The sequence below is a fragment of the Micromonospora sp. DT46 genome (assembly GCF_049841735.1).
Classification (GTDB): domain Bacteria; phylum Actinomycetota; class Actinomycetes; order Mycobacteriales; family Micromonosporaceae; genus Micromonospora; species Micromonospora reichwaldensis.
This window is the reverse complement of the sequence record NZ_JBNCKW010000002.1, coordinates 271,062-284,472: the sequence shown is the minus strand read 5'-3', so window position 1 is coordinate 284,472 and position 13,411 is coordinate 271,062. Positions and strand designations below refer to the sequence as shown.

Here is a 13,411-nt window from a genome sequence, read left to right as displayed (position 1 = left end):
GGGGCTGTGGGCGTGCCGGGGGCGTCGGCGGGACCGGGCGCGCCGCGTGCCCGGCCGGGGCCGACCGACCCGGCGCCGGGGGTGCCGGCGCGTTCACCGGGGCAGCGCGGTGAGGCGGCCGGCCGCCCGGTCGTCCACCGCCTCGTACGCCTCGGCGGCGGAACGGACCGCCCCGGCAGTGTGGGCCACCCGGGCGCCGAGCCCGCCGAACCAGGCGTGCACGGCCGACTCCAGCCCGGCCGACGCCGCCCCGCTCGACCACTCCGGGGCCGGCACCACCAGCCCGGACGCCCCGGCCAGCCCGTGTGCCAGCCGGTACGCGTCGTCGTCGAGCCCCCGCGCGGCCCGGCGCAGCGCGTCCGGTCGTACGGTCAACGGCTCCTCGGTCATCCTCGGCCCCCCGCCTCGCGAAAACATCGACGGCCGCGACGCTAGGCGTCGTCCACACCCCCGCGCGTGGCCTGTGGACGACGGCCCGCCCGCGTACGGCCGCGTCGCCCACAGGCGTTGCCGCGCGCGGTGCCGAGGGCTAATCTGCGGCCGCCCGCGCCGGTAGGGTGAGCGGGTGATCGTCGCTGTCGGCATCGACGTCGTCCTCGTCGAGCGGTTCGCCAAGGCCCTGGCACGGACACCGCTGCTCGCCGACCGGCTCTTCACGGAGGCCGAGCGGTGCACCCGCTCCGGCAACCCGCGCTCGCCCGAGTCGCTGGCCGCCCGCTTCGCGGCCAAGGAGGCGGTCGCCAAGGCGCTCGGCGCCCCGGCCGGCCTGAGCTGGCACGACTGCGAGGTCGTGCCGGACCCGGACGGCCGGCCCTGGCTGACCGTCTCCGGCACGGTCGCGGCGGCGGCCACCGAGCGCGGGGTCAACCGCTGGCATCTCTCGTTGTCGCACGACGGCGGGATCGCCTCGGCGATGGTGGTCGCGGAGCGGTGATCGGGGGCGTGCCGGGTCGCGGCGCGCCGGGAGTCGGACGGGACGGGGTGGCATGAGATCGGTGTGGCGGGTCGCGGACGTACGCGCTGCGGAGGCGGGCCTGATGGCCACGCTGCCGCCCGGGACGCTGATGAAGCGCGCGGCGGCCGGGTTGGCCCGCCGCTGCGCGTTGCTGCTGGCCGACCGGGGCGGCGTCTACGCCGCGCGGGTGCTGCTGCTGGTCGGTTCGGGCGACAACGGCGGCGACACGCTCCTCGCCGGCGCGCACCTGGCCCGACGGGGTGCCGCCGTGTCGGCGCTGCTGCTGGCCCCCGGCCGGGCGCATGCGGAAGGGCTGGCCGCGCTGCGGGCCGCGGGCGGGCGGGTCGTCGACCGGCCGCCGGGGACCGTCGACCTGGTGCTGGACGGCATCGTGGGAATCGGCGGGCGCGGCGGGCTGCGGGACACCGCCGACCAGCTCGCCGCCAGCCTCGTGCGGCACCGTGGGCGCGACGGCGCACCGGCCGCCGTGATCGCCGTGGACGTGCCCAGCGGGGTCGCGGTCGACACCGGGGGAGTGCCGTTGACCGCGTCGGGCCGCCCCAGCGCGGTACGGGCCGACGTGACGGTGGCGTTCGGCGCGCTGAAGCCCGCCCTGGTGGTGGGCCCGGCCGCCGCGCTCGCCGGTGAGGTGGAGCTGGTCGACATCGGGCTGGAGCCGTGGCTGCGGGGCAGCCCGGCGTTGGGCGTGACCGAGTGGTCGGACGTCGTCGACTGGTGGCCCCGGCTCGGCCCGGCCTCGGAGAAGTACAGCCGGGGCGTGGTGGGCGTCGCGACCGGCTCGGCGACCTACCCCGGCGCGGCCGTGCTCTCCGTCGCGGGGGCGCTGGCCGGCCCGACCGGCCTGGTCCGCTACGCCGGCTCGGCCCGGGCCGACGTGCTGCGCCGGCACCCGTCGGTGATCGCGACCGGCCGGGTCGCCGACGCCGGGCGGGTGCAGGCGTGGGTCTGCGGTTCCGGCCTGGGCACCGGCGAGGAGGCGGCCGCGGAGCTGCGGGCGGTGCTCGCCGCCCCCGTGCCGGTGGTGCTCGACGCCGACGCGTTGACGCTGCTGGTCGACGGCTCGCTCGCCGGCCGGCTGCGCACGCGGGACGCCCCGATCGTGGTCACCCCGCACGACCGCGAGTTCACCCGGCTCTGCGGGGAGGAGCCGGGTGCCGACCGGGTGGCCGCCACCCTGCGGCTGGCCGCCTGGATGAACGCGGTGGTGCTGCTCAAGGGCGACCGCACGGTGATCGGCACGCCGGACGGCCGGGCGTACGTCAACCCGACCGGCACCCCGGCGCTGGCCACCGGCGGCACCGGCGACGTGCTGGCCGGGCTGCTCGGCTCGCTGCTCGCGGCCGGGCTGCCTCCGGAGCGGGCGGCGGCCGCCGCCGCGTACCTGCACGGGCTGGCCGGCCGGGAGGCGGCCCGGGGCGGGCCGGTGACGGCGCCCGACGTGGCCGACGCCCTCCGCCCGGTCCTCGCCCGCCTCGGCTGACCCGGCCGCACCGGCGGCACCGGCCGCGCCGGCGGTGGCTCCTGCCGGCTGCGCCGGCCTCGGCCGGGGGGATCGGCGTGGAAAGTAGGCTGGGGGCATGTGGCAGGCCGAGGTACGCGTGGACCTGGACGCGATCCGCGAGAACGTGAGCCGGCTGAGGTCCGGCACCGCCGCCGAGCTGATGGCGGTGGTGAAGGGCGACGGCTACGGCCACGGCATGGTCCCGGCCGCCCGCGCCGCCCTCGACGCCGGAGCCGACTGGCTGGGGGTCTGCACGCTGGACGAGGCGCTCACGCTGCGCCGGGCCGGGATCACCGCGCCGGTGCTGGCCTGGCTCCTCGCGCCCGGGCTGCCGCTGCACGAGGGCGTCGCCGCCGGGGTCGACCTCGGCGTCGCCAGCTTGCCCCAGCTCGACGAGATGGTCGCGGCGGGCCACGCCGCCGGTCGGCCGGCCCGGCTGCACCTCAAGATCGACACCGGACTGGCCCGGGGCGGCGCGACCGTCGCCGACTGGCCGGCCCTGCTCGACGCCGCCGCCAAGGCGCAGGCCGACGGCCTGGTCGAGGTCGTCGGGGTGTGGAGCCACTTCGTTTACGCGGACTCGCCCGGCCACCCGACCATCGACCGTCAGATCGCCGTCTTCCACGAGGGGATCGGCATGGCCGAACAGGCCGGCCTTCGGCCGCGCTACCGGCACCTGGCGAACTCGGCGGCCACCCTGACCCGGCCCGACACCCACTTCGACCTGGTTCGGCCCGGGCTGGCCGTCTACGGCCTCTCCCCGGTGGCCGGCGAGCGCTACGGGCTGCGCCCGGCGATGACGGCCCGCGCCCGGGTGATGCTGACCAAGCGCGTCCCCGCCGGTTCCGGCGTCTCGTACGGGCACACCTACACCACCGAGCGGGCGGCGAACCTCGCGGTGGTGCCGCTCGGCTACGCCGACGGGGTGCCCCGGCACGCCTCGAACAGCGGCCCGGTGCAGCTCGGCGGCAAGCGCCGGACGATCTCGGGCCGGGTCTGCATGGACCAGTTCGTGCTCGACTGCGGCGACGACCCGGTGGCCGCCGGCGACGAGGTCACCCTCTTCGGCAGCGGCGCCGACGGCGGGCCCACCGCCGACGACTGGGCCGAGGCCGTCGGCACCATCAACTACGAGATCGTCACGCGGTTCGGCAGCACCCGGGTGCCCCGCGTCTACGACGGCGAGCGCCCGTGACGACCCGTTCCCGCATCCCGCTGCCGCGTACCGGACACGCCAAGGCGGCCATCGGCGCGTTGGCCGCCGTCGGGGTCGCCGCCGCCGGGCTCGCGGCCGGCGTCGCCACCGAACGCGCCCTGGTACGCAAGCTCAAGGCCGACCCCACCGACCGGTACGCCGGGGAGGTCTTCGGCGAGCAGCGGTACGACGATTCGTTCCGGCTGGAGATGCCCGACGGCACCGACATCCACGTCGAGGTGGTGGAGCCGACCCGGCCCGTGCCCGGCAACCCGACCGTGGTGCTGGTGCACGGCTTCTGCCTGGACATGGGCACCTTCCACTTCCAGCGCGAGCTGCTCGCCGAGCGGGGCGAGCACCGGATCGTCGCCTACGACCAGCCCGGGCACGGCCGGTCGGGGCGGCTGGAGACCGGCGAGTACGACCTGACCGCGCTCGGCCGGACGCTGCGCGAGGTGATCGACCGGACCGCCCCGGAGGGGCCGCTGGTGCTGGTCGGCCACTCGATGGGCGGAATGACCATCATGGCGTTCGCCGAGCTGTTTCCGGAGCTGTTCGGCGACCGGGTCGTGGGCACCGTGCTGATGGCCACCTCGGGCGGCCTGATCGCCGAGACCAAACTGGTCGCGCCCGCCCTGCTCGGCCGGGTCGGCGCGCCGGTGCTGCACATGGTCGGCAACGTCACCCGCTACGGCGGGCCGGTGATCGACCGGGCGCGCAGGTCCACCACCAACGTGGCCTGGCTGCTCACCCGCAAGTACGGCTTCGGCACCCGCCAGCCCAGCCCGGCCCTGGTGTCGTACGTCGAGACGATGAACTCCCGCACCTCCGCCGACACGGTGACCCGCTACCTGCGGACGCTGGCCACGCACTCCCGGTTCCCGGCGCTCGCCGCGCTGGCGGACACCCCCGTGCTGGTGGTCGTCGGCGACAAGGACATGATCACCCCCGTGACGCACTCCGAGGAGATCGTCCGGCGACTGCCGCACGCCGAGTTCGTCAAGATCTCCGACAGCGGGCACGTGGTGATGCTGGAGCACGCCGACGAGGTCAACGAGGCGCTGGTCCGGTTCCTGGAGGCGTTGTGAGCCACGTCGTGAAGCTGCCGACCGTCGACGACACCCACGAGTTCGGGCGGCGGCTGGCCGGGCTGCTGCGCGCCGGCGACCTGCTGCTGCTGACCGGGCCGCTCGGCGCCGGCAAGACCGCGCTGACCCGGGGCCTCGGGGCCGGGCTCGGGGTGCTCGGGGACGTCACCTCGCCCACCTTCGTGATCGCCCGGGTGCACCGGCCCGACCCGGCCCGGGGCGGCACGGTGGCGCTGGTGCACGCCGACGCGTACCGGCTGGGGGACGCCGCCGACCCGCGCGCCGAGATCGACGACCTCGACCTGGACGCCTCGGTGGACGAGTCGGTGACCGTGGTGGAGTGGGGCGAGGGCCTGGTCGAGCAGCTCGTCGACGCCCACCTGCGGGTACGCGTCGACCGGCGCGACGACGACACCCGGGTGGTCGAGCTGGAACCGGTCGGCGGCGACTGGGCGCAGCGCCTGACCGCCCTCGGGTGAGCGCTGTCGTACCGGCTGCCTAGAGTGCGCGGGACGGACCCGACAGGCGAAAGGTTGCCGATGCCCGACGACGCCCCCACCCTGGACCTGCCGGCGCTGCTGCCGGAGGACTGGCGTGCCGTGCTCACCCCGCACCTCGACCCGGCCCGCACCGCCGCGCTGGCCGAGTTCGTCGCGGGCGAGTACGCGACCCGCACCGTCTTCCCGCCGGTCGAGGACCTCTTCTCGGCCTACCGGCTCTGCGCGCCGGCCGACTGCCGGGTGCTGATCCTCGGGCAGGATCCCTACCACAAGGCGGGGCAGGCCCACGGGCTCAGCTTCAGCGTGCGGGAGGGCGTGAGCGTGCCGCCGTCGCTGCGCAACGTCTTCAAGGAACTGGGCGAGGACCTCGGCGTGCCGAAGCCGCGCGGCGGCAACCTGAGCGGCTGGGCGGCGCAGGGCGTGCTGCTGCTCAACGCCGTGCTCACCGTCCGCGAGGCGACGCCCGGCTCGCACGCCAACCGGGGCTGGGAGGAGTTCACCGACGCCACCATCCGGGCGCTCGACGCGATGGACTCGCGGGTGGTCTTCCTGCTCTGGGGCGGCTACGCGCGCAAGAAGGCGGCCCTGGTGACCAACCCGCGGCACGTGGTGCTGGAGGCCGGGCACCCCAGCCCGATGAACCCGCGCGGCTTCCTGGGCAGCCGCCCGTTCAGCGCGGCCAACAAGGCGCTCGCCGACGCCGGCCTGCCCACGGTCGACTGGGAGCGCTCCGCCGGCTGACAGCTGCGCACTTTCGCGGTCACCGCGCGGTGACCGTCCGTTGTAGCCTGTGCTGCGAGCGGTCGGTCGGCGCGTACGCCGTGGCGGTGCCGACCTCGCCGAGCAGCGACGCGAGCCGGGAGGCGGCGATGGCGGCGACGGTCAGCGAACAGCGGTGGCGGGTGGCGCGGACGGCGCTGGCGGAGCAGACGGACCGCTTCCTCGACCTGGTCCGCGCCACCCCACCCGAGGCCATGGCCACCGCCCACTGGTCGGTGGCCGACACGCTGGCCCACGTGGGCTCCCTGGCGTGGTACTACGCGTGCCTCGTGGACCCGGACCATCCGCCGCTGCCGGTGCCGGGTCTGCACCGCCAGCTCCCGGACGTCACCGTCGACACGGTGGCGGACTTCAACGACGTGCTGCTGCGGCACCTCACCGAGCGCGAGCCGCAGGCCCTGGCCGACCGGTTGCGGGCCGACGTCGGGCGGCTCCTGGCGGTCTGCGAGGGGCAGCGCCCCGACGAGACGGTGCCCTGGCTCGGCGGGGCCCGGGTGCCCCTCGCCGGCCTCTGCGCGCACCTGGTCAACGAGCTGCTCATCCACGGTCACGACGTCGCCCGCGTCGCCGGGCGGCCGTGGTCGCTCCCCGGCCGGGACGCCGCGCTGTTCATGGAGCTGTTCGTGGCCGGCGTGGTCCGGCACGGCTACGGGCGGCTCATCGACGGCGGCGCGCCGCCGAGCGAACGCCCCGTCGTGGTCGAGTTCCGCTCGGCGTACGCGGCCCCGGTCCGGCTCCTGCTGCACCGGGGGCGGATGACGTTCGCCGACCCCGGAGCACGGGCGGACGCCCGGATCGACCACGACCCCGGCACACTCAACCTGATGATGTTCGGCCGGGTCAGCCGCGCCCGGGCGCTGCTCACCGGCAAGGTGCGCGTCAGCGGGCGGCGCCCCTGGCTGCTGCCGGCCTTCCTGCGCAAGTTCCGCACCCCGAGTTGACCCCGGCCGTTCGTCCCGCCCGCCGGTCCCGTCGCCCGTGCCACCGGTCCCCGGTTCCCGGCCCGCCGCCCGCGCCGTCGGCCTCGCTGCTCGTCCCACCCGGCCGGGGCGTGACCGGGGGTGACCGCAGGGGCGACTAGGCTGGCTCACCGTGCTCGTACTGGTGGTGGACAGCTCGACCCCCGCGGTGACCGCGGCGCTGGTGGCGGTCGCGGCGGACGGTGTCGCGACCCGCGCGCACCGCTGCACGGTCGACGCCCGCGCCCACGGTGAACTGCTCGCGCCGCAGGTCGACGCCGTGCTCACCGAGGCCGGCGCCCGCCCGGCCGACCTGGGCGCGATCGTCGCCGGGCTCGGCCCCGGCCCGTTCACCGGGCTGCGGGTGGGGCTGGTCACCGCCGCCACCATCGGCCAGGTGCTGGGCGTCCCGACGTACGGTGTCTGCTCGCTGGACGCCATCGGTCACCCGGCGGCCGCCGGCGAGCCGGTGCTGGCGGCGAGCGACGCGCGCCGCCGGGAGATCTACTGGGCGGTCTACGACGGCGCGGGCCAACGGATCGTCGGCCCGGAGGTGTCCGCGCCGGCGGTCGCCGCCGAGCGCGCCCGCGGTCTGGCCGTCACTGCCGCGGTCGGCGACGGCGCGCACCGGTACGCGGACGCGCTGGGCCTGCCCGTGCGGGACGAGCCCCGCTACCCGGACGCGGCCGTGCTGGCGACCCTGGCCGCCGAGCGCATCCGGGCCGGCGCCCCTTCGGAGGCGCTCACCCCGCTCTACCTGCGCCGCCCGGACGCCGTGGCGGCGACGGCCCGCAAGCCGGTGCTGCCGTGAGCGCGAGGAGTGAGCCGGGTTTGCGAGCCCCGCAGTCGCGAGCCGAGGTGGCGCCGTGAGCGCGAGGAGTGAGCCGGGTTTGCGAGCCCCGCAGTCGCGAGCCGAGGTGTTGCCGTGAGCGTGCGGCTGGAGCGGTTCCGGTGGTGGCACGTCGACGAGGTGCTGCCGATCGAGGCGGACCTGTTCGGCGCCGAGCAGTGGTCGGCGGCGATGTTCTGGAACGAGCTGGCCAACGGGCACTTCTACCTGGTCGCCACCGGCGACGACGGCGACCTGCTCGGCTACGCCGGGCTCGCCGTGGCCCCGCCCGACGAGGCGTGGGTGCAGAACGTCGCGGTGCGCCGGGACGCCCAGCGGCGCGGCGTCGGCCGGCTCCTGCTGGAGGCGCTGCTCGCCGAGGCCGCCCGGCTCGGCGTCCGCAGCGTCCTGCTGGAGGTCGCGGCGGACAACGCCCCTGCCCAGAAGCTCTACGCGACGTACGGCTTCGAGCCGATCGGCGTGCGGCGCGGCTACTACCAACCGAGCAACACCGACGCGCTGGTCATGCAGCGCACGCAGGATGTGAGCGATGACTGACGAACCCCTGGTCCTCGGCATCGAGACCTCCTGCGACGAGACCGGGGTCGGCATCGTACGCGGGCACACCCTGCTGGCCGACGCGCTCGCCTCCAGCGTCGAGCAGCACGCCCGCTTCGGCGGCGTGGTGCCCGAGGTGGCCAGCCGGGCCCACCTGGAGGCCATCGTGCCGACCATGGACCGGGCGTTGAAGGAGGCGGGGGTGACCCTCGCCGACATCGACGCGATCGCGGTCACCTCCGGCCCGGGGCTGGCCGGCGCGCTGCTGGTGGGGGTGGCCGCCGCGAAGGGCTACGCGCTCGCCGCCGAGAAGCCGGTCTACGGCGTCAACCACCTCGCCGCGCACGTCGCCGTGGACACCCTGGAACACGGCCCGCTGCCCGAGCCGGCGATCGCCCTGCTGGTCTCCGGCGGGCACTCCTCCCTGCTGCTCGTCGACGACCTGGCCCGGGGCGTCACCCCGCTCGGCGCCACCATCGACGACGCGGCCGGCGAGGCGTTCGACAAGGTGGCCCGGCTGCTCGGGCTGCCGTTCCCCGGCGGCCCGTACATCGACCGGGAGGCCCGGGCCGGCGACCCGGCGGCCATCGGCTTCCCGCGCGGCCTGACCGCCCCCAAGGACCTCGCCGCCCACCGCTACGACTTCTCCTTCTCCGGACTGAAGACGGCGGTGGCCCGGTGGGTCGAGGCGCGGCAGCGCGCCGGCGAGCCGGTGCCCGTCGCCGACGTGGCCGCGTCCTTCCAGGAGGCGGTCTGCGACGTGCTGGTACGCAAGGCGCTGGACGCCTGCCGGTCCACCGGCGTCGAGACGCTGGTGATCGGCGGGGGCGTGGCGGCCAACTCCCGGCTGCGGGTGATGGCCGAGGACCGCGCCGCCGCGTACGGCATCAGGGTCCGGGTGCCCCGACCCGGGCTCTGTACGGACAACGGCGCGATGGTCGCCGCCCTCGGCTCGCACCTGGTCGCCTCGGGTGTCGCGCCGAGCCGGCTGGACCTGCCCGCCGACTCCGCCATGCCGCTGACGACAGTCAGCGTCTGAACCCCGAGGATGGCTGACGTGATCGTGCGGATGTGGGAGGCGCGGGCGGAGCCGTACGGCGCCGCGGACCTGATCACCTGGGTGTGCGACACCGCGCTGCCCGAGTTCGAGCACGACCCGATGCACCTGTCCAGCGAGGTGTTCTCCTCCACCGACCACCGGGTGGTGGTCATCTCCAAGTGGCGCAGCAACCCGCGTCCGCTGCCGGAGCCCCCGGCGACGCTGCTGGCCCGCCCGCCGCACTCCTGGGACTTCACGCAGGTCGACCGCTGAGCCCGGGCCGGCCGGCCGAGGGCGGAGGACACGTGAGCCACGGCACGCCGAGGCGGTAATTGGTTGGCGGGGTGACCGGCCCGCCACCTAGCGTCGGTGGGCCATGCGCTTCTCACCGGCCGGTGACCCCGGCGTACCCGACATCCGCTCGGCGACCCGCTACCTCGTGTGGCTGGCCGGGCGGCACAAGGCGCTGCTCACCGTCGGCATCCTGCTGGGCGTCGTCTGGATGGTCGCCCAGGCGCTGGTGCCGGCGGCCGTCGGCCGGGCCGTCGACGGGCTCACCCGCCGCGACGAGGAGGCGCTGCTCACCTGGGGGCTGGTGCTGCTCGGGCTGGGCGTGTTCCAGGCGGCCGCGGGGATCCTGCGGCACTACTGCGCGGTGCACAACTTCCTCGCCGGGGCGTACCGGACGGTGCAGTTGACCGTGGGCGCGGCGAACCGGCTCGGCGCCGCGCTGCCCCGGCGGGTGTCCGCCGGCGAGGTGGTGAGCATCGGTACGGCCGACATCAGCCAGATCGGTGCGGCCATCGACATCACCGCCCGGGGCACCGGCGCGATCGTGGCGATCGTGACCGTCGGGGTGCTCCTGCTCGGCGCCTCCGTGCCGCTCGGACTGGTCGTGGTGCTCGGGGTGCCGCTGCTGATGGCGGTCGTCGGGCTGCTCATCCGGCCGCTGCACCGGCAGCAGCAGGCGTACCGGGACTCGGAGGGGGCGCTGACCGCCCGGGCCGGCGACATCGTCTCCGGGCTGCGGGTGCTGCGCGGCGTCGGCGGCGAGCCGGTGCTCTCCGCCCGCTACCGGTCGCGGTCGCAGGCGCTGCGCGCCGACGGCCTGCGGGTGGCCCGCGTCGAGTCGCTGCTGGAGGCGGCCCAGGTGCTGCTCCCGGGGGCGTTCCTGGTGCTGGTCACCTGGCTGGGCGCCCGGTTCGCGCTGCGCGGCGAGATCAGCGCCGGTGAGCTGGTGGCGTTCTACGGCTACACGGCGTTCCTGGTCAGCCCGCTGCGGCAGCTCACCGAGGCGGTGGACAAGCTGACCCGGGGGCACGTCGCCGCCCGGCGGGTGGTGCGGCTGCTGCGGCTCACCCCGGAACTGCTCGACCCGGCCCGCCCGACCGCCCTGCCGGACGGCCCCGGCGAGCTGGTCGACGTGGCCTCCGGCGTGACGGTACGGCCGGGCCGGTTCACCGCGCTCGCCGCCACCGCCCCCGAGGACGCGGCGGCGGTCGTGGACCGCCTCGGCCGGTACGTCGACTCGGACGCGACGCTGCACGGCGTACCGCTGCGGGAGGTGGCGCTGGCGACGGTGCGGGAGCGGATCCTGGTGGCCGACAACGACGCGCACCTGTTCACCGGCCCGCTCCGCGCGGAGCTGGACCCGCGCGACCGGGCCGACGACGTGACGCTCGAAGCGGCGCTGACGGCGGCGAGCGCCACCGACATCGTCGAGGCCCTGCCGGCGGGGCTGGACAGCGCGGTCGCCGAGCGCGGCCGGGAGTTCTCCGGCGGCCAGCAGCAGCGGCTGCGGCTGGCCCGGGCGCTGGTCGCCGACCCGGAGATCCTGCTGCTGGTGGAGCCGACCAGCGCCGTGGACGCGCACACCGAGGCCCGCATCGCGGACCGGCTCGGCGCCGCCCGGGCGGGCCGGACCACCCTGGTCTGCACCACCAGCCCGCTCGTGCTGCACCGCGCCGACCACGTGATCTTCGTGGAGGACGGCAAGGTGGTGGCCGAGGGGTCGCACACCGCACTGCTCGACGGCGAGCCGCGCTACCGGGCGACGGTCAGCCGGGGGGAGGACTGATGGCCACCGCCCTGCCGGTCGCCGACGGGCGCCAGGTGCGCCGCTACGCCCGCACGCTGGCCCGCCGGCATCCGAGGGCGCTCGGAGCCGCGCTCGGCCTGCACGCGCTGGCCGCCGCCGCCGGCCTGGTCGCGCCGTGGCTGCTCGGCGACCTGGTCGAGGGGATCTCCCGCGGCACGTCCGGCGTCACCGTGGACCGGATCGCCCTGCTGATCGCCGGGTTCGTGCTGGTGCAGTCGGTGCTGGTCCGCTTCGCCCACCTGGCGTCGGCCCGGCTCGGCGAGCGGGTGCTGGCCGAGCTGCGCGAGGAGTTCGTCGACCGGATCCTGGCGCTGCCGCTGGCCACCGTGGAACGGGCCGGCACGGGCGACCTGCTCACCAGGACGTCCCGGGACGTCTCGGCGCTGTCGCGGACGGTCCGGTTCGCGGTGCCGGAGACGCTGATCGCCGTCGTCACCGGCTGCTTCATCGTCGGCGCGCTGCTCCTGGTCGACCCGCTGTTCGCGCTGCCCTGCCTGCTCGCGGTGCCGCTGCTGTGGGCCGGCACCCGCTGGTACCTGCGCCGCGCGCCTGCCGGCTACCTGCGGGAGAACGCCGCCTACTCCGACATCACCGACGGCATCAGCGAGACCGTCGAGGGTTCGCGGACCACGGAGGCGCTGCGGCAGCAGGCGCGCCGCCGGGCCCGCACCGACGCCGACATCCGCCGGTCGTACGCGGCCGAGCGCTACACCCTGCGGCTGCGCACGGTGTTCTTCCCGATCGCCGAGATCGGCTACGTGCTGCCGGTGGTGGCCACGTTGATCATCGGCGGCTGGTTCCACCTGAAGGGCTGGGTGAGCCTCGGCGAGGTCACCGCCGCCACGCTCTACGTGCAGGCGTTGATCGACCCGGTCGACCGGCTGCTCTCCTGGCTGGACGAGTTGCAGGTCGGCGGCGCCTCCATGGCGCGCCTGCTCGGGGTGGCCGGCGCCGACCCGCCGGCCGGCTCCCCGACCCGGCCCGCCGCGGGCTCTGCGGGCCCGCCCGATCCTCCGCCACCGGGGGAGCGGCGGCTCGCCGCCAGGGACGTCCGGTACGCGTACCGGGAGGGCCGGGACGTGCTGCACGGGGTGACCCTGCTGCCGGAGCCGGGAGAGAAGCTGGCCATGGTGGGCCCGTCGGGCGCCGGCAAGTCCACGCTCGGCCGGCTGCTCGCCGGGGTGCACGCGCCCCGTACCGGCTCGGTCACGGTGGCCGGTCGGCGACTCGACGAGCTGCCCCTGTCCGAGTTGCGTACGCACGTCGCCCTGGTAACCCAGGAGCACCACGTCTTCATCGGCACGCTGCGGGAGAACGTGGCGATGGTGCGACCGGGCGCCGACGAGGCGGCCGTGCGGTCGGCGCTGGCCGCCGTCGACGCGTCGGAGTGGGCCGACGGGCTGCCGGACGGGCTGGACACCGTGGTCGGCGCCGGCGGGCACCCGTTGTCGCCCGCGCAGGCGCAGCAGTTGGCGCTGGCGAGGCTGGTGCTGGCCGACCCGCACACCCTGGTGCTGGACGAGGCCACCTCGCTGATCGACCCCCGCGCCGCCCGGCACCTGGAGCGGTCCCTCGCGGCCGTTCTCCAGGGCCGTACGGTCGTGGCCATCGCGCACCGCCTCTTCTCGGCGCACGACGCCGACCGGGTGGCGGTGGTGGAGGACGGCCGGATCGCCGAGATCGGCTCGCACGACGAACTGGTCGCGGCCGACGGCTCCTACGCGGCCCTCTGGCGCTCCTGGCACGGCACCGGCTCCTGAGGCGCCGCGCGGCGTGCCGTGCCCGAGGCCGCCGCCGTCGACACCGGCGGGCATGTTGTCTGTTTCCGGGTTCGAGGGTGCCGCGCCGGACCGCCGTACCACGATGGTGGAGCGGCAGGCGACCGGCG

General features: G+C 76.1%; 14 protein-coding genes. 13 read left to right on the top strand and 1 reads right to left on the bottom strand.

Annotated elements, in window-relative coordinates; all coding sequences use genetic code 11:
• Positions 1–93: 93 nt before the first annotated feature.
• The gene (locus ACLQ20_RS05550; protein WP_425854426.1) at positions 94–390 is read right to left on the bottom strand and encodes a type VII secretion target; all 297 of its coding nucleotides are present in this window, start codon (positions 388–390) and stop codon (positions 94–96) included.
• Positions 391–565: 175 nt separating this feature from the next.
• Here ACLQ20_RS05550 and ACLQ20_RS05545 point away from each other — a divergent pair, with 175 nt between their 5' ends.
• The 13 genes from ACLQ20_RS05545 to ACLQ20_RS05485 all read left to right on the top strand — a co-directional run bounded on the left by ACLQ20_RS05545 (position 566) and on the right by ACLQ20_RS05485 (position 13,283).
• Complete coding sequence (locus ACLQ20_RS05545; RefSeq protein ID WP_132230942.1) at positions 566–934, top strand: holo-ACP synthase; 369 nt, start codon at positions 566–568, stop codon at positions 932–934.
• Positions 935–986: 52 nt separating this feature from the next.
• Entirely contained in the window at positions 987–2,456 is a 1,470-nt protein-coding gene (locus ACLQ20_RS05540; protein WP_425854423.1) for an NAD(P)H-hydrate dehydratase, read from the top strand.
• Between the two features lie 97 nt (positions 2,457–2,553).
• Entirely contained in the window at positions 2,554–3,672 is a 1,119-nt protein-coding gene (gene alr / locus ACLQ20_RS05535) for an alanine racemase (protein WP_358117519.1), read from the top strand.
• Positions 3,669–4,760, top strand: a complete 1,092-nt coding sequence (locus tag ACLQ20_RS05530; RefSeq protein WP_192581465.1) for an alpha/beta fold hydrolase — start codon at positions 3,669–3,671, stop codon at positions 4,758–4,760. Before alr ends, ACLQ20_RS05530 begins: the two co-directional genes overlap by 4 nt.
• Positions 4,757–5,239, top strand: a complete 483-nt coding sequence (tsaE, locus tag ACLQ20_RS05525) for a tRNA (adenosine(37)-N6)-threonylcarbamoyltransferase complex ATPase subunit type 1 TsaE (RefSeq protein ID WP_151455726.1) — start codon at positions 4,757–4,759, stop codon at positions 5,237–5,239. Before ACLQ20_RS05530 ends, tsaE begins: the two co-directional genes overlap by 4 nt.
• Before the next feature lie 60 nt (positions 5,240–5,299).
• Complete coding sequence (gene ung, locus ACLQ20_RS05520; RefSeq protein ID WP_151455727.1) at positions 5,300–6,001, top strand: uracil-DNA glycosylase; 702 nt, start codon at positions 5,300–5,302, stop codon at positions 5,999–6,001.
• 29 nt (positions 6,002–6,030) lie between these two features.
• A complete protein-coding gene (locus ACLQ20_RS05515; RefSeq protein ID WP_425854421.1) occupies positions 6,031–6,981 on the top strand; it encodes a maleylpyruvate isomerase family mycothiol-dependent enzyme in 951 nt (316 codons plus the stop codon).
• A gap of 151 nt (positions 6,982–7,132) precedes the next feature.
• On the top strand, positions 7,133–7,810 hold the full coding sequence (gene tsaB / locus ACLQ20_RS05510; RefSeq protein WP_151455729.1) for a tRNA (adenosine(37)-N6)-threonylcarbamoyltransferase complex dimerization subunit type 1 TsaB: 678 nt from the start codon (positions 7,133–7,135) through the stop codon (positions 7,808–7,810).
• Between the two features lie 120 nt (positions 7,811–7,930).
• Positions 7,931–8,386 (top strand): ribosomal protein S18-alanine N-acetyltransferase, encoded by a 456-nt coding sequence (gene rimI / locus ACLQ20_RS05505; RefSeq protein WP_425854826.1) that lies wholly within the window; start codon positions 7,931–7,933, stop codon positions 8,384–8,386.
• Positions 8,379–9,425 carry a tRNA (adenosine(37)-N6)-threonylcarbamoyltransferase complex transferase subunit TsaD gene (tsaD, locus tag ACLQ20_RS05500; protein WP_151455730.1) on the top strand — a complete coding sequence of 349 codons (1,047 nt, stop codon included), beginning with the start codon at positions 8,379–8,381 and terminating at the stop codon, positions 9,423–9,425. Before rimI ends, tsaD begins: the two co-directional genes overlap by 8 nt.
• Before the next feature lie 18 nt (positions 9,426–9,443).
• Positions 9,444–9,698 carry a hypothetical protein gene (locus ACLQ20_RS05495; protein ID WP_091627865.1) on the top strand — a complete coding sequence of 85 codons (255 nt, stop codon included), beginning with the start codon at positions 9,444–9,446 and terminating at the stop codon, positions 9,696–9,698.
• Positions 9,699–9,801: 103 nt separating this feature from the next.
• Positions 9,802–11,502: an ABC transporter ATP-binding protein gene (locus ACLQ20_RS05490; RefSeq protein ID WP_425854419.1), complete on the top strand. Its 1,701-nt coding sequence runs from the start codon at positions 9,802–9,804 to the stop codon at positions 11,500–11,502.
• Positions 11,502–13,283 carry an ABC transporter ATP-binding protein gene (locus ACLQ20_RS05485; protein ID WP_425854417.1) on the top strand — a complete coding sequence of 594 codons (1,782 nt, stop codon included), beginning with the start codon at positions 11,502–11,504 and terminating at the stop codon, positions 13,281–13,283. Before ACLQ20_RS05490 ends, ACLQ20_RS05485 begins: the two co-directional genes overlap by 1 nt.
• Positions 13,284–13,411: the final 128 nt, after the last annotated feature.